The organism is Citrobacter sp. Cpo012, assembly GCF_030333015.1.
Lineage (GTDB): Bacteria > Pseudomonadota > Gammaproteobacteria > Enterobacterales > Enterobacteriaceae > Citrobacter > Citrobacter portucalensis.
This window is the reverse complement of sequence record NZ_JAOWGR010000040.1, coordinates 56237-75688: the sequence shown is the minus strand read 5'-3', so window position 1 is coordinate 75688 and position 19452 is coordinate 56237. Positions and strand designations below refer to the sequence as shown.

At 51.7% G+C, this 19452-nt stretch carries 13 protein-coding genes; 10 read left to right on the top strand and 3 right to left on the bottom strand.

The window, feature by feature from the left end:
- Positions 1 to 32 precede the first annotated feature (32 nt).
- From dksA to thpR, 3 genes are all read right to left on the bottom strand, one after another.
- Positions 33 to 488: an RNA polymerase-binding protein DksA gene (dksA, locus tag OGX90_RS14885; RefSeq protein ID WP_003829221.1), complete on the bottom strand. Its 456-nt coding sequence runs from the start codon at positions 486 to 488 to the stop codon at positions 33 to 35.
- 177 nt (positions 489 to 665) lie between these two features.
- A complete protein-coding gene (gene sfsA / locus OGX90_RS14880) occupies positions 666 to 1370 on the bottom strand; it encodes a DNA/RNA nuclease SfsA (RefSeq protein ID WP_008786246.1) in 705 nt (234 codons plus the stop codon).
- A gap of 15 nt (positions 1371 to 1385) precedes the next feature.
- A complete protein-coding gene (thpR, locus tag OGX90_RS14875; RefSeq protein ID WP_286624166.1) occupies positions 1386 to 1916 on the bottom strand; it encodes an RNA 2',3'-cyclic phosphodiesterase in 531 nt (176 codons plus the stop codon).
- 73 nt (positions 1917 to 1989) lie between these two features.
- Here thpR and hrpB point away from each other — a divergent pair, with 73 nt between their 5' ends.
- The 10 genes from hrpB (at position 1990) to fhuB (ending at position 18656) form a co-directional block, all read left to right on the top strand.
- Entirely contained in the window at positions 1990 to 4419 is a 2430-nt protein-coding gene (hrpB, locus tag OGX90_RS14870) for an ATP-dependent helicase HrpB (RefSeq protein ID WP_286624164.1), read from the top strand.
- Between the two features lie 135 nt (positions 4420 to 4554).
- On the top strand, positions 4555 to 7095 hold the full coding sequence (mrcB, locus tag OGX90_RS14865; protein ID WP_008786249.1) for a bifunctional glycosyl transferase/transpeptidase: 2541 nt from the start codon (positions 4555 to 4557) through the stop codon (positions 7093 to 7095).
- Between the two features lie 421 nt (positions 7096 to 7516).
- Positions 7517 to 8083 carry a fimbrial protein gene (locus tag OGX90_RS14860; RefSeq protein WP_111466101.1) on the top strand — a complete coding sequence of 189 codons (567 nt, stop codon included), beginning with the start codon at positions 7517 to 7519 and terminating at the stop codon, positions 8081 to 8083.
- Positions 8084 to 8130: 47 nt separating this feature from the next.
- Positions 8131 to 8844: a fimbrial biogenesis chaperone gene (locus OGX90_RS14855; protein WP_008786251.1), complete on the top strand. Its 714-nt coding sequence runs from the start codon at positions 8131 to 8133 to the stop codon at positions 8842 to 8844.
- A 43-nt stretch (positions 8845 to 8887) separates the two neighbouring features.
- Positions 8888 to 11374, top strand: coding sequence for a fimbria/pilus outer membrane usher protein (locus OGX90_RS14850; protein WP_286624161.1), 2487 nt, complete (start codon positions 8888 to 8890; stop codon positions 11372 to 11374).
- Positions 11375 to 11408: 34 nt separating this feature from the next.
- Positions 11409 to 12407 carry a fimbrial protein gene (locus OGX90_RS14845; RefSeq protein ID WP_286624157.1) on the top strand — a complete coding sequence of 333 codons (999 nt, stop codon included), beginning with the start codon at positions 11409 to 11411 and terminating at the stop codon, positions 12405 to 12407.
- 210 nt (positions 12408 to 12617) lie between these two features.
- The gene (gene fhuA / locus OGX90_RS14840; protein ID WP_286624155.1) at positions 12618 to 14867 is read left to right on the top strand and encodes a ferrichrome porin FhuA; all 2250 of its coding nucleotides are present in this window, start codon (positions 12618 to 12620) and stop codon (positions 14865 to 14867) included.
- Between the two features lie 47 nt (positions 14868 to 14914).
- Positions 14915 to 15712, top strand: a complete 798-nt coding sequence (gene fhuC, locus OGX90_RS14835; RefSeq protein WP_003829206.1) for a Fe3+-hydroxamate ABC transporter ATP-binding protein FhuC — start codon at positions 14915 to 14917, stop codon at positions 15710 to 15712.
- On the top strand, positions 15712 to 16602 hold the full coding sequence (gene fhuD, locus OGX90_RS14830) for a Fe(3+)-hydroxamate ABC transporter substrate-binding protein FhuD (RefSeq protein ID WP_008786256.1): 891 nt from the start codon (positions 15712 to 15714) through the stop codon (positions 16600 to 16602). Before fhuC ends, fhuD begins: the two co-directional genes overlap by 1 nt.
- 14 nt (positions 16603 to 16616) lie before the next feature.
- Positions 16617 to 18656 (top strand): Fe(3+)-hydroxamate ABC transporter permease FhuB, encoded by a 2040-nt coding sequence (gene fhuB, locus OGX90_RS14825; RefSeq protein ID WP_286624292.1) that lies wholly within the window; start codon positions 16617 to 16619, stop codon positions 18654 to 18656.
- Positions 18657 to 19452: the final 796 nt, after the last annotated feature.

The following is a 19452-nucleotide window of genomic DNA, read 5'->3' as shown; positions in this document are numbered from 1 at the left end:
GCCTGTAGTAAACGTGGTAAAAATGACCGGAATTAACCTGCCATTTGTTTTTCGCGGATTTCTGCCAGCGTTTTACAGTCGATGCACAGATCGGCTGTCGGACGCGCTTCCAGACGGCGAATACCAATTTCTACGCCGCATGATTCGCAGTAGCCGAAATCTTCGTCTTCTACTTTCTTCAGCGTCTTCTCGATCTTTTTGATCAGTTTGCGCTCACGGTCACGGTTACGCAGCTCAAGGCTGAATTCTTCTTCCTGTGCGGCGCGGTCCACCGGATCAGGGAAGTTAGCCGCTTCGTCTTGCATATGAGTTACGGTGCGATCGACTTCATCCCTAAGTTGATTGCGCCATGCCTCAAGAATACGCCTGAAGTGCGACAGCTGGGCTTCGTTCATATACTCTTCGCCCGGTTTCTCCTGGTACGGCTCCACCCCAGCGATGGCGAGAATACTCAGGGACGATGTTTTACGGTTTTGCCCTTCTTGCATGTTGCTTCTCCTTAACACGCACTATCGATCCCCATGTTCGGGGGAAAAATCAGGTCGCTATAAATAGCAGATGCTTTTCCGGATAGCAATTATCTAAACGTAACACTTGACAACCCTGTGAGGAAAAGCGTATTTGCCCACGCGCCCAGAATACTAATTGACCAGATATTTACACCATTACAAGGTAATGGGCAACGGCTCTTTAAGAGTCATACCGTGGGCAGAAAGTTCCGCTTTATAAACCAGAATTTCAACCCCCTTAAGCTGTGCTTCAACTAATAATTGCGCATATTTTGCATCGATATGGCGCGCGGGTGAAAACCTTGTAATGGCTGAATGTAGCACGGCGAAAAATATCACTGCCCGCTTGCCTTCAGCCGCTACGCTCATCAATTCCCGAAGATGCTTCTGACCTCGTTCAGTGATGGCATCGGGAAAATAACCCTGCTCTTTTTCCGCCAACGTGACTGATTTCACTTCAATATAGCAGTCAGGTCGGGAATCTGCCTGTAACAAAAAGTCGATGCGGCTCCCTTCTGCGCCGTATTTTACTTCACTTTTCAAAGTACTGTAGCCTGAAACTTCCGAAATTAACGCCTGTTGAATCGCCTCTTTCGTTAATCTGTTGGCCCACAGCGTGTTAACACAAATAAATTCACCGGATTGGGTTTGCGTTAATTCCCAGGTATGTGGATATTTGCGTTTAGTATTTTCTGATGTCGAATACCAAACGGTGTCACCTGGCATTGCGCATCCGGTCATCGCACCGGTATTTGGGCAGTGTAGCGTTAACGCTGTGCCATCGGGTGTGATCACATCCGCTAAAAAGCGCTTATAGCGCTGAATGAGCGTTGCAGGTTGTAAAGGTGGAGAAAATTGCATAAGCAGTCCCTTTAATTATTCAGTCAGCGTCCAGCGTTGCAGCGGCGTATAACGCGTGCGTCCTCGTGAAAATGAGGAGGAGTAAAGTGCGAACTCCGTAACCGGAAATGACCAGCCAAAGCCCGGTGGAGGGATTGGCACCGCGTGGCCGGCATCGCGCAGCAGCGTGATATGCGGGTGAAACGGCTGCGGGCTTTGATAGCACCCGCTACGCGCTGCCTGCGCCCGTAGCATATTCGCCAGTTGCAGCAACCCGCGCGGCGGCTGACGCATACCCAGCCACACGACCCTGGAGCGCAGCCATTGCCCGGCATCATCGAATTTGAGCGTGAAACCTGGCTGGCGAATACGCCCCGCGAGCTGCGACAGCGCCTGTTGCTTCTCAGCGCTGACGTCGCCTAAAAAGGCCAGCGTCAGATGCAGATTATCAGTCGCGACGGGGCGACCCGCTTCAGGGGGGAACTGCGCGGCCCGCCAGTGGATTAGCTGCTCCCGAACCCCGGCTGGCAATTCAATCGCAAAGAACAGCCTTTTTGGCTCAGACATGATGGATACTCGGTTATGAATTAACGCGATGCTACAATGCAGCGCGAAGAATGTTAACCCTCTGGAGCCATTTGTGACGTCGTTGCCCGTTGCCGCTGTAGTGCCTGAACTTCTTACCGCCCTTGATGCCTCGCCGCAGGTTCTGCTGACGGCGCCGACCGGTGCCGGGAAATCGACCTGGCTGCCGTTGCGACTTCTTGAGCATCGCGGTATTACGGGGCGGATTATTTTGCTGGAGCCGCGCCGCCTGGCAGCGCGCAATGTGGCGCAACGATTAGCGGAATTGCTGAACGAAAAGCCTGGTGAAACCGTGGGCTATCGCATGCGCGCACAAAGTTGCGTAGGGCCGCAGACCCGGCTGGAAGTGGTAACAGAGGGCGTCCTGACGCGGATGATCCAACGCGATCCTGAACTGACAGGCGTCGGGCTGGTGATCCTCGACGAATTTCACGAACGGAGTTTACAGGCTGATCTGGCGCTGGCGCTATTGCTAGATGTACAGCAAGGGCTGCGGGACGATCTGAAACTGTTGATTATGTCCGCCACTCTGGATAACGGGCGTTTGCAGCAGATGTTGCCCGATGCGCCGACGATCGTTTCTGAAGGTCGCGCATTTCCCGTTGAGCGGCGGTATCAGCCGTTGGCGGCGCATTTGCGTTTTGATGAAGCGGTGGCGATAGCGACGGCGGAGCTATTGCGCCATGAAAGCGGGTCACTGCTGCTATTTTTACCGGGTGTGGGCGAAATCCTGCGTGTACAGGAGCAGCTGGCTACGCGTGTAGGCAGCGATGTTGTGCTGTGTCCACTGTACGGCGCGTTAACGCTTTCCGAGCAGCGTCAGGCGATTGTGCCCGCGCCGCAAGGCAAACGCAAAGTGGTGCTGGCCACCAATATTGCTGAAACCAGCTTGACGATCGAAGGCATCCGACTGGTGGTGGACTGCGCCCAGGAACGCGTGGCGCGCTATGACGTGCGTACCGGTCTGACGCGACTGATTACCCAGCGCATCAGCCAGGCTTCGATGACTCAGCGCGCGGGACGTGCGGGTCGTCTGGAGCCCGGTATTTGCCTGCATCTGCTTGCCAAAGAGCAGGCAGAAAGAGCGGCAGCGCAGGGGGAAGCGGAGATATTGCAGAGCGATCTGTCCGGGCTACTGATGGAGTTGCTGCAATGGGGATGTACCGAACCTGAACAACTGAACTGGCTGGATACGCCGCCCGCCATCAACCTGCAGGCGGCAAAACGGCTGTTGCAGATGCTGGGCGCGCTTGAGGGCGACAGGCTCAGTGCCCGCGGGCAGAAAATGGCGGCATTGGGTAACGATCCTCGTTTAGCGGCGATGCTGGTCGGTGCCAAAAATAATACCGAAGCGGCTACGGCGGCAAAACTGGCTGCGATTCTGGAAGAGCCGCCGCGCGGCGGAAGTACCGATCTGACCGTGGCGTTTTCACGAAATCAGCCCGCCTGGCAGCAGCGCAGTCAACAGTTGCTGAAACGGCTTAACGTTAGCGGTGGGCAGCCCGACAGCACGCTGCTCCCCTCATTGCTGGCGCGGGCGTTTGCCGATCGGATCGCGCGTCGACGCGGGCAGGAAGGGCGCTATCAACTGGCGAATGGCATGGGTGCCATGCTGGATGCTGATGATGCCTCAGGACGCCATGAATGGTTGATAGCGCCACTTTTGTTGCAGGGCAGCGCTTCGCCAGACGCGCGTATCTTGCTGGCTCTGCCGCTGGATATCGAGTCGCTGATGCAGGCATGTCCTGAGCTGCTACAACAGTCCGACACCATCGAATGGGATGAAACCCAGGGAACGTTAAAGGCATTGCGTCGGTCGCGCATTGGTCAGCTCACGGTAAAAGTACAGCCATTGGCCAAACCCTCGGAAGAGGAGTTGCATCAGGCGATGTTGAATGGCATTCGCGATAAAGGGCTAAGTGTGCTCAACTGGACGCCGGAAGCCGAGCAGTTTCGACTGCGTCTGCAATGTGCGGCAAACTGGTTGCCAGAATACGACTGGCCCGCGGTAGATGAGGATTCTCTGCTGGCATCGCTGGAGACCTGGCTGCTGCCGCACATGAGCGGTGTGCACTCGTTACGCGCATTAAAAGCACTCAATGTGGGACAGGCGTTGCGCGGTTTACTGGACTGGTCAATGTTGCAACGTCTGGATAGTGAGCTGCCTGCGCATTACACTGTGCCGACGGGAAGCCGGATTGCTATTCGCTATCATGAGGATAATCCTCCAGTATTGGCGGTTCGGATGCAGGAAATGTTTGGTGAAGCAAAGACTCCAACCATTGCCCAGGGGCGCGTGCCGCTGGTGCTGGAGCTGCTGTCTCCGGCCCAAAGACCGCTACAGGTGACGAGCGATCTGAGCGCGTTCTGGCAGGGATCGTACCGTGAGGTGCAAAAAGAGATGAAAGGGCGTTATCCCAAACATGTCTGGCCGGACGATCCGGCGAATACTGCGCCAACGCGGCGTACCAAAAAGTATTCGTAATGTAACTGTAGGCCGGATAAGGCGTTATGCCGCATCCGGCGAAAGAGCGGTAATAATTGAGAGATTTCTTCTTCTGTCGCAGGACGGAAGAACAGAGAATCGGGCCCTTGCGCCTGAATGTTGCGGAGAAAAAGCATGGCGGGGAATGACCGCGAGCCAATTGGACGTAAAGGGAAACCCTCGCGTCCGGTGAAACAAAAGGTGAGCCGTCGTCAACTCAGAGATGATGAGTATGACGACGATTATGATGATGATGACTATGAGGATGAAGAACCGATGCCGCGTAAGGGTAAAGGCAAAGGGCGTAAGCCTCGTGGTAAGCGCGGCTGGTTCTGGCTGCTGGTAAAACTGTCGATTGTCTTTTTGGTGCTGATTGCCATTTACGGCGTTTATCTGGACCAAAAAATCCGTAGCCGTATTGATGGCAAAGTCTGGCAGCTTCCTGCGGCAGTTTATGGCCGTATGGTTAACCTTGAGCCAGAAATGCCTATCGGCAAAAACGAGATGGTGAAGCTGCTGGAGGCCACGCAGTATCGTCAGGTGACGAAGATGACGCGTCCGGGCGAATTTACAGTGCAGGCGAAGAGCATCGAGATGATTCGTCGTCCGTTTGACTTCCCGGACAGTAAAGAAGGGCAGGTGCGTGCGCGTCTGACCTTTGACGGCGATCATCTGGACACCATCGAGAATATGGATAACAACCGCCAGTTCGGTTTCTTCCGTCTCGATCCGCGTCTGATCACCATGCTCTCTTCACCTAACGGTGAGCAGCGCCTGTTTGTTCCGCGTAGCGGCTTCCCGGATCTGCTGGTGGACACGCTGCTGGCGACCGAAGACCGTCACTTCTATGAGCATGACGGTATCAGCCTTTATTCCATTGGTCGTGCGGTGCTGGCGAACCTGACGGCGGGTCGTACGGTACAGGGGGCCAGTACGCTGACTCAGCAGCTGGTGAAAAACCTGTTCCTGTCCAGCGAACGTTCCTACTGGCGTAAGGCCAACGAAGCCTATATGGCGCTGATCATGGATGCGCGTTACAGCAAAGACCGCATTCTTGAGCTGTACATGAACGAAGTCTATCTCGGCCAAAGTGGTGATAACGAGATTCGCGGCTTCCCGCTGGCGAGCCTTTATTATTTCGGTCGTCCGGTAGAAGAGCTGAGCCTCGACCAGCAGGCGCTGCTGGTGGGGATGGTTAAAGGGGCGTCGATCTACAACCCGTGGCGTAACCCGAAACTGGCGCTGGAGCGTCGTAACCTGGTTCTGCGTTTGCTGCAACAGCAGCAGATTATCGACCAGGATCTGTATGACATGCTGAGTGCGCGTCCGTTAGGCGTACAGCCGCGTGGTGGGGTGATCTCCCCGCAGCCTGCCTTTATGCAGATGGTGCGTCAGGAGCTCCAGGCGAAGCTGGGCGATAAAGTTAAAGATCTCTCCGGCGTGAAGATTTTCACCACCTTTGATTCCGTGGCGCAGGATGCCGCAGAAAAAGCGGCGGTGGAAGGCATTCCGGTACTGAAGAAACAGCGTAAGCTGAGCGATCTGGAAACCGCGATTGTGGTCGTTGACCGCTTTAGCGGCGAAGTTCGCGCCATGGTCGGCGGAGCAGAACCGCAGTTTGCGGGCTATAACCGTGCGATGCAGGCGCGTCGTTCGATTGGTTCTCTGGCCAAGCCTGCGACCTATCTGACCGCGCTCAGCCAGCCGAAACTGTACCGCCTGAATACCTGGATTGCCGACGCGCCGATTGCACTGCGTCAGCCGAACGGCCAGGTGTGGTCACCGCAGAACGATGACCGTCGCTATAGCGAAAGCGGTAAAGTGATGCTGGTGGATGCGTTAACGCGTTCAATGAACGTGCCAACGGTAAATCTGGGGATGGCGCTGGGCCTGCCTGCTGTAACCGATACCTGGTTGAAGCTGGGGGCGCCGAAAGATCAGCTTAACCCGGTTCCGGCCATGCTGCTGGGGGCGTTGAACCTGACACCAATCGAAGTGGCGCAGGCGTTCCAGACTATCGCCAGCGGCGGGAACCGCGCGCCGCTGTCGGCGCTGCGTTCGGTGATTGCCGAAGATGGAACCGTACTGTACCAGAGTTTCCCACAGGCCGAGCGTGCCGTTCCGGCGCAGGCAGCGTATATGACGCTGTGGACTATGCAGCAGGTGGTTCAGCGTGGTACGGGTCGCCAGCTTGGTGCGAAGTATCCGGGTCTGCATCTGGCAGGGAAAACCGGGACCACCAACAACAACGTGGATACCTGGTTTGCCGGGATCGACGGCAGCCAGGTGACCATCACCTGGGTGGGCCGCGATAACAACCAGCCAACCAAGCTGTACGGTGCCAGCGGCGCGATGTCGATTTATCAGCGTTATCTGGCCAACCAGACGCCAACACCGCTGGTGTTGACGCCGCCGGAGGATGTGGTGGATATGGGCGTAGACTACGACGGTAACTTCGTTTGTAGCGGGGGTATGCGCACGCTTCCTGTTTGGACCACCGATCCGGATTCACTGTGTCAGCAAGGTGAGATGCTGCAGCAGTCGGGTAATCCGTTCGATCAATCTTCTCAGCAGCCGCAGCAACAGCAGCCTCAACAGCAGCAACCGCCGCAGCAGGAGAAGAAGGACGGCGATGGCGTAGCCGGTTGGATTAAAGAGATGTTTGGTAGTAATTAATTCAGTAGTAAATTAGACCTAAACACCCGCTATTAGCGGGTGTTTTTATTTCTGGGTAATATGAGTTTTATTTTTTTATGATGTAATTGTATTGATTTAATTTTAATTAAGAACAAATTAAGTAAAATAAATGTTTGTAAAAGATATTGGAAATTAAATAGTTAACTTCTTTTATGGTGTGTGAAAAATCGCAGGCTATAGACAGTCTCTCCGGTGGTTTGATTTAATCCGCGAGTGAACACTATACAAGATTCATTATACGCGATTCATTGTATTGATTTGACGAATGGATTTCAGAAGATCATGTTTTTTTGCATATCTTTATTCTTTTCTCTCCGTGCTCACCCTCAATATTTCTCACCAGTAATTTATTATTGGCAATGGGACTTTGTCATTCAATCGTTCTGATTAAGGGATTCTAATGAATAAAAAGCTTCTTACTGTGCTGATGGCCGGAAGCCTGATTGCCGCTGTAAATACTTCTGCATTTGCAGAAGATACGGGTAAGGTAGAGTTTTCTGGCCGTATTGTTGCCGACACTTGCGTTATTGATGTCGATGGTGCAGGAGCAAATACCGTGGTGACTTTTGCTGATGCTTATCCGGATAATTTTGGTTCTGATGGGGCAATTGGCCCGACAAAAGATTTCCAGATTTCTCTGGCTAAATGTGACCCTGCTATAGCAAGTTTAAACCTGAGGTTCAGTGGTGACACTACTGACGGCGAGAATTTACGCCTGAAGAACGACCTTAGTGATGCGAGTGCTGCAACAAATGTAGGTATTACCGTAACCAATAATAATGGTGGTAACACTGACGTTGTGTTTGATGACTCCGTTCCGGTATCAACCACGGATGTGGCGAATACTGGCGATGAAGCAACGCCTTCTATTTTCAACTATACCGCGAAAGTGATTCAGATTGGTGATGCAAAACCGACTGCAGGTAAATATCACGCCTCCGCGAATTTTACCGTGTTCTATCGTTAAGTATGACAGGCAGCCCTTCAGGGCTGCCTGACCAGGGAGTATTGCGGGTGAAATTATATGCGCGAATTTGTTTTGCCATTATTGGGCTTATTGCCATAAATGCACAGGCCAGCATTGTCCTGGGGGGAACTAGAATCATTTACCCGGAGAATAAAAAAGAAGTACAGATATCAATTAAGAATAAAGAAGACGCCAATAAATATCTGATACAAAGCTGGGTAACAAAGACAGATAACACAAAAGCGCCTTTTATTATCACTCCGCCGATTTATAAAATGGACGCTAATGGTCAGGCTCTGCTGCATATCGTCTTTATTGGCGATAAAGGATCGCTACCACAAGACCGTGAATCGATGTTTGTTGCCAACTTTAAATCTGTTTCGGCTATGCCTGATGAATTAAAAGATAAAAATACGCTGCAGTTTGCGATGAAAACACAGCTGAAACTTTTTTGGCGGCCAGTGAGTCTTAAAGAATCGGCCGCTGCCGGAGCGTGGGAAAAATTACGGTTTAGCCGTCAGGGTTCTCAATTAACCGCAAAAAATCCAACGCCATTTCATGTTTCGTTATTAGAACTCTCTGTTGGCGGAAAGCGGGTAAAACCTCTCGCTGACAGTTCTGTACCTGAGTCATTGTCAATGACGATTCCTCCCTTTGGGGAACAAATATTTTCAATACCTGCAGCTGCAGTAGGTGATGTGTCATGGGCTGCAGTGAATGACTATGGTGCTGCAACGGTGAAAAAGCGCCAACAACTATAAACGCAATGACGCGTATGGGTAAAAATTAAAGGGACTTTATTATATGCAGCCTTATCCTTTGCGATCTTGTCGACTCTTTTTGCTCAACAGCATCACGCTGGCATTATTCTCTTTTTTGCACCCAGCGAGCGCTAAAGATGAATTCAATTTGCATATTCTGGAACTCGGTACACCGTTAGAGAATACGTCAACACTGGAAACCTTTTTGCAAAATAATGGGTTACAACCAGGGACTTATTTGACTGAAGTGATGTGGGATTATGATCGCATTGATAAGCGAAATATTACTTACGTACTATCACAGGATAAGACGCAGTTACTCCCGCAGTTCAGCAAAGGGGATCTCAGAGAGTTGGGGGTGAAGGTCGATAGCCTTCCCGGCTTGAAATCATTGGCTGATACGGCTCCAGTTGGCGACATCGCCCAGTACATATCGGGAGCAAAGTTTGATTTTCAACTCGATAGCCAAACTCTTTTCATGCGGATCCCGCAAATTTATCGCGACCAGCAAGTCGCTGGCGCTATCCCTATTAAAGACTGGGACGATGGCATTCCTGCGGCATGGAGCAGCTATTACATTAGCGGTAACCGCCAGCAAGTAAATGGCGAGAACGATAACTCGAACTGGGCAAGCCTTAATTCCGGTCTAAATCTTGGCGCCTGGCGGCTTCGTAATTCAAGTACCTACAGCAATTCGGATGGCTGGGATGCGATCAGCACCACGCTGGAGCGGGATATTAAATTTCTGCAAAGCCAGCTTGAAATTGGCCAGACATATACCAACGGCGAACTGTTTGACAGCGTACAGATGACAGGGGTGAAGCTGGAAACCGATACCAGCATGTTACCCAATAGCTTACAAGGGTTTGCGCCTGTTGTGCGCGGAATTGCCAATAGCGATGCAAAAGTAACGATTAAGCAAAATGGCTACACGATATATCAGACTTATGTCTCCAGCGGCCCCTTTGAAATCAGAGATCTCAGTCAGGTAACAGCAGGGTCAGATCTACAAGTTACCGTTAAAGAGGCTGATGGAAGCGAGCATTCGTTTATTCAGGCAAGCGCTTCGGTACCCATCTTACAGCGTGAAGGTGCGCTGAAATATAGCCTTGCTGGTGGAAAATACCGCGATAGCGATAACGGCGAGGAACCTGGGTTTGGTCAGGCGACGGTAATCTACGGCATGCCTCATGGCATTACGCTGTATGGCGGAGCGCTCGACGCATCAATTTATCGTGCCGGTCTGGTCGGGGCGGGGGCCGATCTCGGTGAGCTTGGTTCTGTGTCTGTAGATGTTACTGCGGCCAGAACTCAGTTTGACGATGGGCGTGGTAATGCCAATGGTTTATCCTGGCGTGCACAATATTCCAAAGACTTTTCTGCAACAGATACCACGGTGACGCTGGCCAGTTACCGTTATTCCACTTCTGGTTTTTATACCTTCCAGGAAGAACTCGATCAGCGTGATAGAGGTGAAGATGATGGAATCTACAATTACCGTAAAACAAACAACCGTCGTAGCCGATTACAGTTGAGTATGTCGCAATCATTGGGCTCTATAGGGTCTGTGTATATCAATGGTTATCAACAAGATTACTGGGATATGAGTGGGCATGAGCGCAGTGCCAGTATGGGATTCAGTTCCAGTTGGCAGGACATCACCTGGTCTGTGAACTATAGCCTGACAAAAACACCAAACAGCGATAATGACCAGCAGGTTGCATTTTCCGTCAATATTCCCTTGTCACGTTGGCTGTCAAACAGTTGGGCGACCTATAACCTAAACAGCGCTAAAAATGGCAATACCGTGCATCAGGTTGGGATTGGCGGGACTGCGCTGGAAGATAACAACTTAAGTTATAACCTGCAGCAAAGCTATACCGATCACGATACTGGATATGGTGCGAGCATGACGGGGCGTTATCGTGGCTCATACGGTGAAATTGGGGCGAACTATAGCTATGCCAAAGATAGCAAACAGTGGAACTACAGCGCGCAAGGATCCGTCGTCGCACATCCTTATGGTATTACGCTGGGGCAATCTGTCCAGGATGCTTTTGCTATTGTCCATATTGATGAGGGAGCAGATGTTAAAGTCCAGAATATGCAAGGTATTTACACTGACTACTGGGGAAATGCGGTCGTACCATATCTAACTAATTATCGTCGTAATACCGTCACGGTGAACAGCGGGGAACGCGACGATCTGGATATCGAAAAACCGGCCAAAGATGTCGTACCTACGAAAGGGGCAGTTGTCGCAGCTAATTTCTCTGCCCGCCAGGGTATTCGCGCCTTATTAACACTTCACCATGGATCGAGTTTTGTGCCTTTCGGCGCGGTACTGTCAATTGAGGGGGGCTCCTCAATAGTCGGAGATGGTGGCGAAGTTTATCTGACCGGTTTGAAAGGTAATGTACCGTTTAAAGTACAGTGGGGTAGTGCTCCAGAACAGCGCTGTGAAGGAAATGCGCAGATCCCAGATGATATCGAGTCCTCTATTTATCAGGCTGCGGTTGAGTGTCGATAGTGTAAAGGGAAAACATAAAATGGACTGTGGGAATATGAATAATTATATGATTTTTAGATTGATTCTATGTTGCGGTCTATTGTTCGCACAGCAATCAGTTCAGGCATCCTGCAAAATAGATAATGATGCGTCGCCGTCAACCTCTACGTTCAATATGCCGTCGTTTACGGTAAATGCGGACGCCGCTCCAGGTACGATCATTGCAACCCAGGAAGTGACTGGCGATCTTATTAAAGTCGTGGACTGTACAGATAATGGCGATATCTATACAGGCTATACCGTATTCACGAGTAGCGATGCCCGCACGGATAATCCCCTTAGCCGCGTTTATCAAACAAATGTTCCGGGAATAGGTTTTCGGGTCGCCTGGGTTAAAGATAACGCTTCCGCCCTAACAGAAGGTTCGGTGGTTACCCCTATGCATCTAGGGACGTCAAAAACAACCCACTTAAGTGACTATAGTATTCAATCACGTGCGAGAGCTGAATTTGTCGTCACTGGTGTTGTGCAGTCAGGAGTTATTGACGTCAACATGCTCAATGCGGACTGGATTTATGATTCGCAGGTTATTGCTCAAATTCGCTTTGCGCCAATAGTTATTAACGTTACTGCTAACACCTGCAATTTAGTTGAAAAAAATATCACAGTGCCGCTTAAGAGAATCATGACTAGCGATATTGTGGACGGTTATTCCGATGTTGTATCTGATGATAGTTTCAAGATTCAGCTGGAACAGTGTGTCGCGGGCATCAAACTTGATTATAAATTCACCACTGCCGGTTCAACTGGCGTGAGTGGCAATAGCGACATCCTGGAGATCGCCAGTGGTAATGACGCGGCCGAAGGGGTCGGATTACAAATTCTCGACAGCAACAATAATGTGCTGAAATTTGATCAAGATTACAACGCAGTAGCGCAAACAACCGATAGGCAGTCTGTCACTATCCCTTTGAAAGCGAGATATGTACAAACAGGCACTGTAAAAGCGGGAAAGGTTGACTCTGTTGCGACATTTAACGTTTTTTACCGCTAGCCAAAAATAGCCTGTGTATTTGCAGGCTTTTCTTTTCAACATTCCAGCCTAATTTATTAACCCTTTCTTTTCATCTGGTTATTTCTTAACCCCTCAGTTTTAGTAGGGACGTGTACCGCTTGCGATCGCAACGGTGTTTCGAATATTATGCTCTCGTTATAATAATAATTCTCGTTTACGTTATCATTCACTTTCATCAGAGAAATACCAATGGCGCGTCTTAAAACTGCTCAGCCAAGTTCATCGCTGCGTAAAATCGCAGTAGTGGTAGCCACAGCGGTTAGCGGCATGTCTGTCTATGCACAGGCGGCGGTTGACCCGAAAGAAGAAACCATCACCGTAACTGCTGCACCTGCTCCGCAGGAAAGCGCATGGGGGCCTGCGGCAACCATCGCTGCACGACAGTCTGCTACGGCGACCAAAACCGACACTCCGATTCAAAAAGTTCCTCAGTCTATTTCAGTGGTCACCGCCGAAGAGATGGCGTTGCATCAGCCAAAATCGGTCAAAGAGGCGCTCAGCTACACCCCGGGCGTTGCCGTGGGTACGCGTGGCGCGTCCAATACCTATGACTACCTGATTATTCGCGGATTTGCCGCAGACGGCCAAAGTCAGAATAACTATCTGAATGGCCTGAAGATGCAGGGCAACTTCTACAATGATGCGGTCATCGACCCTTATATGCTGGAGCGCGCCGAAGTGATGCGCGGTCCGGTTTCCGTTCTGTACGGAAAGAGCAACCCGGGTGGGTTGTTGAACATGGTCAGCAAGCGCCCGACAACGGAGCCGCTGAAAGAAGTTCAGTTCAAAATGGGCACTGACAGCCTGTTCCAGACCGGTTTTGACTTCAGCGATGCGCTGGATGACGATGGTGTGTACTCATACCGTTTGACCGGCCTGGCGCGTTCCGCGAATGCGCAGCAGCAGGGCGCAGAAGAACAGCGTTATGCCATCGCGCCATCTTTCACATGGCGTCCGGATGATAAGACGAATTTCACCTTCCTCTCCTACTTCCAGAACGAGCCGGAAACCGGTTATTACGGCTGGTTGCCGAAAGAGGGGACCGTGTCTAAGCTGCCAAATGGTTCACGTTTGCCGACTGATTTCAACGAAGGTGCGGACAACAATACCTACTCTCGTAACGAGAAGATGGTGGGCTACAGCTTCGACCACGAATTTAACGACACCTTTACCGTACGTCAGAACCTGCGTTATGCCCAAAACAAAGTGTCGCAGAAAAGCGTGTACGGCTATGGCATGTGCTCCGATCCGCTGTATACCAAAGATCCGGCTAACAGCCCTTGCGCCAGCATCCCTCAGTCAGATTGGGATCACACGCTGACTCGTCAGTACGTTGACGATAATGAAAAATTGCAGAATTTCTCTGTTGATACCCAGTTGCAGAGCACATTCGCCACCGGTTCCCTGGATCACACATTGCTGACCGGCGTTGACTATATGCGTATGCGTAACGATATCAACTCCTGGTTCGGTTGGGCTGGTTCGGTAGCGCCGTCTGATATCTATAATCTTGATCGTAGCGATTTTGACTTTGGCTCGCACCCTGGACCTGGCGCAGCTTATCGCGTTCTGAATAAACAGGAACAAACGGGCCTGTACGCTCAGGATCAGATGCAGTGGGATAAGGTACTGGTCACTCTGGGCGGTCGTTACGACTGGGCTAAGCAGGACTCTCTGAACCGCGTTTCTGGTGTGCTGGACTCCCGTGATGATCGACAGTTCACCTGGCGTGGCGGTGTTAACTACCTGTTCGATAACGGTGTAACCCCGTATTTCAGCTACAGCGAATCGTTTGAACCTAATTCTCAGGTTGGGGAAAGCGGCAATATCTTTGCGCCATCTAAAGGTAAGCAGTACGAAGCGGGCGTGAAGTACGTACCGAGCGATCGTCCGATCGTGTTGACCGGTGCCGTTTACCAGTTGACCAAAACCAACAACCTGATGGCCGACCCGAATGGATCGATCTGGTCAGTTGAAGGCGGCGAAATTCGCTCACGCGGTGTGGAAATTGAAACGAAAGCGGCGCTGTCTGCCAGCGTTAACGTGGTCGGTTCTTATACTTATACCGATGCGGAATACACCACTGACACCAACTACAAAGGCAACACGCCTGCCCAGGTGCCAAAACATATGGCATCACTGTGGGGGGATTACACCCTCTATGATGGTGCGCTTTCCGGGCTGACGTTGGGTACGGGTGTTCGTTATACTAGTTCCAGTTATGGCGATCCGGCAAACTCCTTCAAAGTGGGAAGCTACACGCTGGTAGATGCGTTAGTGCGTTACGATCTGGCGCGTGTAGGTATGGCTGGCTCCAACGTGGCGCTGCATGTGAACAACCTGTTTGACCGTGAATACGTCGCCAGCTGCTTCAATACTTATGGCTGCTTCTGGGGCGCAGAACGTCAGGTCGTTGCAACTGCAACCTTCCGTTTCTAATTTCTCTTTGGGCACGCTTTGCGTGCCCGTTTTACAAGTTGGCTGCTATGCAGGAAAACAGATCCCATCCCGACACCACTTTTGCGTTGCGTAATGTCTCCTTTCGTGTGCCTGGCCGCACGCTTTTGCATCCTCTCTCATTAACTTTTCCTGTAGGGAAAGTGACTGGTCTTATCGGCCACAACGGTTCCGGTAAATCGACATTATTGAAAATGCTGGGACGTCATCAGCCGCCGTCAGAAGGTGAAATCCTGCTCGACGAACAGCCGCTGGAGAGCTGGAGTAGTAAAGCGTTTGCCCGCAAGGTCGCCTATCTGCCGCAACAGCTGCCGCAGGCAGAAGGGATGACCGTACGCGAACTGGTGGCGATTGGTCGTTATCCGTGGCACGGGGCGCTGGGGCGTTTTGGCGTTGCCGACAGAGAGAAGGTAGAAGAAGCAATTTCGCTGGTAGGTTTAAAGCCGCTGGCGCACCGTCTGGTCGATAGCCTGTCCGGTGGGGAACGCCAACGCGCGTGGATTGCCATGCTGGTGGCACAGGACAGCCGCTGTCTGCTGCTTGATGAACCGACTTCCGCGCTGGATATCGCCCATCAGGTTGACGTGCTGGCGCTGGTGCACCGCTTAAGCCAGCAGCGCGGGCTGACGGTGGTTGCGGTGCTGCATGATATCAATATGGCGGCCCGTTACTGCGATTACCTTGTTGCGCTGCGCGGCGGTGAGATGATTTCTCAAGGAACGCCTGCTGAACTGATGCGCAGTGAAACTCTGGAACAAATTTACGGTATCCCGATGGGCATTTTGCCGCATCCGGCAGGTGCCGCACCCGTGAGTTTTGTCTATTAATGATCGGATTACATCATATTACCCGTCGGCGGCTGCTTACGGCGATGGCGCTGTCGCCTCTGCTGTGGCGGATGAATACGGCGCACGCCGCGGCGGTTGATCCCCAGCGCATTGTAGCGTTGGAATGGCTGCCGGTAGAGCTGCTGCTGGCGCTGGGTATTACGCCGTATGGCATCGCAGATATCCCTAACTACAAGCTGTGGGTCAGTGAGCCTCCTTTGCCGGATTCGGTAATTGACGTCGGGCTACGTACGGAACCCAATCTCGAACTGCTGACCGAAATGAAGCCCTCATTTCTGCTCTGGTCGGCAGGTTACGGTCCTTCTCCTGAAAAGCTGGCGCGGATTGCACCAGGCCGGGGATTTAACTTTAGCGATGGCAAAAAGCCGCTGGCCGTTGCGCGACAGTCGCTGCAGGAAATGGCGCAATTGTTCAATCTGCAAGCTTCTGCTGAACGCCATTTGACTGAGTACGATCATTTTATTGCCAGCCTGAAACCGCGCTTTATGCAACGCGGCGCGCGTCCCGTGCTCCTGACATCCCTGCTTGATTCGCGGCATATGCTGGTGTTTGGTTCAAACAGCCTGTTCCAGGACGTACTGGACGAATATGGGATCCCTAACGCCTGGCAGGGCGAAACAAACTTCTGGGGCAGCACTGCCGTGAGTATTGACCGTCTGGCTGCTTATAAGGATGTCGATGTGCTGTGCTTTGATCACGGCAACGATAAAGAGATGGCTGCGCTGATGTCTACGCCATTATGGCAGGCGATGCCGTTTGTCCGTGGCGGACGTTTTCAACGTGTGCCTGCCGTTTGGTTCTATGGCGCAACGCTATCGGCCATGCATTTTGCCCGTATTCTGGATAATGCGTTGGGAGGCAAAGCGTGAGCAGGAAACTTGAAATGCCGGATGGCGGTGCGAAAAACGCCTTATCCGACTTACGGTTTGGGCGCTTTGTCGGCCGGATAAGGCGAAGCCGCCATCCGGCGTTGCTGTTGTTGGTGCTGTTTGTTGCTGCCTGCTGGCTGACATGGGTTAACTTCTCCGTTGCGCTACCGCGCAGTCAGTGGCAACAGGCTATCTGGTCACCGGATATCGACATCATTGAGCAGATGGTTTTTCACTATAGCCTGCTGCCGAGGCTGGCGATATCGCTACTGGTCGGCGCCGGGCTGGGTCTGGTCGGCGTGTTGTTTCAGCAGGTGTTGCGTAACCCGCTGGCGGAGCCAACCACGCTGGGCGTTGCGACTGGTGCGCAGTTGGGCATTACGGTTACCACGCTGTGGGCTATTCCTGGTGCGCTGACCACGCAATTTGCGGCGCTGGCGGGAGCATGTGTCGTTGGGGCGCTGGTGTTTGGCGTTGCCTGGGGTAAGCGTCTTTCTCCGGTGACGTTAATCCTTGCCGGGCTGGTGGTCAGCCTGTACTGCGGGGCGATTAACCAGTTGATGGTTATCTTCCATCACGATCAGCTGCAAAGCATGTTTTTATGGAGCAGCGGCACGTTAACGCAAACCGACTGGAGCGGCGTACAGCGTCTGTGGCCGCAGCTGTTGGGCGGTGTGATGCTGACTCTGTTGTTATTACGCCCAATGACGCTGATGGGACTGGATGACGGCGTGGCGCGCAACCTCGGTCTGGCGCTGTCGCTGGCACGTCTGGCGGCGTTATCGCTGGCCATTGTCATCAGCGCCTTACTGGTTAACGCGGTTGGGATTATCGGCTTTATTGGCCTGTTTGCACCGCTGCTGGCGAAAATGCTCGGTGCGCGTCGTTTGCTGGCACGTCTGGTACTGGCCCCGCTGATTGGTGCGTTGATCCTCTGGCTCTCCGACCAAATCATTCTGTGGCTGACCCGCGTATGGATGGAAGTCTCCACCGGTTCAGTGACGGCGTTGATTGGCGCACCGTTGCTACTGTGGTTGTTGCCGCGCTTGAGGAGTATGAGCGCCCCGGATATGAACGCCAGTAATCGCATCGCCGCTGAGCGTCATAATGTGCTGATGTTTGCGCTGGCAGGTGGCGTAATCTTGCTGCTAACCCTCGTGGTGGCGCTGTCGTTTGGCCGCGACGCACATGGCTGGACATGGGCTAGCGGCGCGATGCTGGATGAGCTGATGCCCTGGCGCTGGCCTCGCATTCTGGCGGCACTGATTGCCGGGGTGATGCTGGCGGTAGCGGGCTGTATTATTCAACGTCTGACGGGCAACCCGATGGCCAGCCCGGAAGTGCTGGGCATTAGCTCCGGTGCGGCATTTGGCGTGGTGCTCATGCTGTTTTTGGTCCCCGGAAATGCTTTTGGTTGGCTGCTGCCCGCCGGAAGCCTCGGGGCCGCGGGCACTCTGCTTATCATTATGATTGCCGCCGGGCGCGGTGGTTTTTCACCGCACCGTATGCTGTTGGCCGGTATGGCGCTCAGTACGGCCTTTACTATGCTGCTGATGATGCTGCAGGCCAGCGGCGATCCGCGCATGGCGGGCGTGTTGACCTGGATTTCCGGTTCAACCTATAACGCGAGCGGAGAGCAGGTACTGCGTACCGGGATTGTGATGGTGATTCTGCTGGCGATGACGCCGCTGTGCCGCCGTTGGCTAACAATTTTACCGCTCGGCGGAGATACGGCGCGGGCTGTCGGTATGGCTATCACGCCATCACGCGTGGGGTTACTGCTGCTGGCGGCAGGGCTGACGGCGACAGCCACCATGACAATTGGACCGTTGAGCTTTGTCGGGCTGATGGCTCCGCATATTGCCCGTATGATGGGTTTTCGCCGGGCGATGCCGCATATGCTGATTTCGGCGCTGGCGGGTGGCGTGTTGCTGGTCTTTGCTGACTGGTGCGGCAGGATGGTGCTGTTTCCGTATCAGATCCCGGCGGGATTATTGTCGACGTTTATTGGTGCGCCGTACTTTATCTATCTGCTGAGAAAGCAGAGCCGCTGAGGCTGACCCCTTTCATGTAGGCCGGATAAGACGCTTTGCGTCGACATCCGGCAATAAAAAAGGTTCATCGCATTTTACCGGGGAACGCTGCTTTGATTTTCAGGAAGAAGCAGGTGTTATCTCTGTATCGATAAGTCATTGCTATTTCAGTAGCGCGCCGTTGCTGCCCCCTGAACAGGGTGACTAATTTCAGCATATCCAGGCTCGAAACGTTGATGATAAATTGCGACATGAACTATCCAATAATAAAAATTATCGGATTCGGGCATTATGCTTTTTAAATATTAAGGTGTAGATGTCGCATTTTTGATACTTCTCGTAAATCAATTTTTATTTAATAATAAGTTTTCATTATAGAATTTTGATAATAAAATATTATTTTTTCTATTAAAGTAATAAAAACAATTCTATTAAAATAAATTAATTGCCACGAGTAAACAAAAAAAATGTAACTTAGCATTTTTTGTTTTTTTTTATGGAATTTATACCCAAAATAAATGTTATGCGTCATTAATATACATTCAGTACTGTGATTCAGATCTTTTTTTATTCATTTTGACATGTTTATTGTTTTTTTTGCTCTTCCATTCTGCTTGCTTTGTTTGTTTTTTGAACAGTAAAAAAATAATTGTTATTTAATTCTGATAATCCTTTAAATAAAAAACACTTGTCTTTGGGCTTTTAATGGAAAATACTTCGCTGAGCTTAATTGATGTTATTTATTAACGTGTTGTTTGCTTCTTTTGAATGTTGCGTCGGAAATTTTATAACTCATCATATAATATATATCTACTAA